The following is a 620-nucleotide window of genomic DNA, read 5'->3' as shown; positions in this document are numbered from 1 at the left end:
CTGCTCTCTTTTATATTATTATTTTCTAAATTCAAATTAGTTTGAGAATACATTAATGAAAAATTACTTATGGTTAATAAAGTATTTTTTTCAAAATTATTTATGGCTTCTTGTATGAATATTTTTCTTTCTTTTGCATAATTAAAATAAATAAAACACATTGCTAACAAAAATATTAAACAAGATAATAAATAAATTAAAGTATTATGATTTTTATTATTCATTTATAACTCGCACATTTTATGAAATATATTATATAATATCACTAATATAATTATAATCAATAATACAAAAATTATTGTAGGATATTTTTAATCTAAATAAAATAATAAAAAAGATATTGAAAGGATTTGAAATTTATTCATAGTTTGATTATATACTTTATGTGGGAATAATTAACTAATTAACTTTTATAGAATTTATTATAGTTTGCGAATTTCGTCTATGCTTAAGCCTGTAATTCTTTTAATGGTTTCTATGTCGATATTTTCCGTTTTCATTGATTTTGCTATAGAATAATTCCTTTCTTTAATTCCTTCTTTTATGCCCTTTAGTCTTTCATCTTTAAGCGTTATTTGTTTATCGTATTGATAGAGTTCTTTTTTCTCATACTCGGTCAT

The 620-nt window shown here is 20.3% G+C and carries 2 pseudogenes; both read right to left on the bottom strand.

The window, feature by feature from the left end:
• Positions 1 to 224, bottom strand: a pseudogene (locus EZH24_RS15195) (hypothetical protein); the annotation flags it as partial.
• Positions 225 to 422: 198 nt separating this feature from the next.
• Positions 423 to 620: pseudogene (locus tag EZH24_RS14465) on the bottom strand (Rpn family recombination-promoting nuclease/putative transposase); the annotation flags it as partial.

Origin of the sequence: Brachyspira catarrhinii, from assembly GCF_005518285.1 — a bacterium.
GTDB classification, from domain to species: Bacteria; Spirochaetota; Brachyspiria; order Brachyspirales; family Brachyspiraceae; genus Brachyspira; species Brachyspira catarrhinii.
This window is presented reverse-complemented; position numbering and strand designations above follow the sequence as displayed.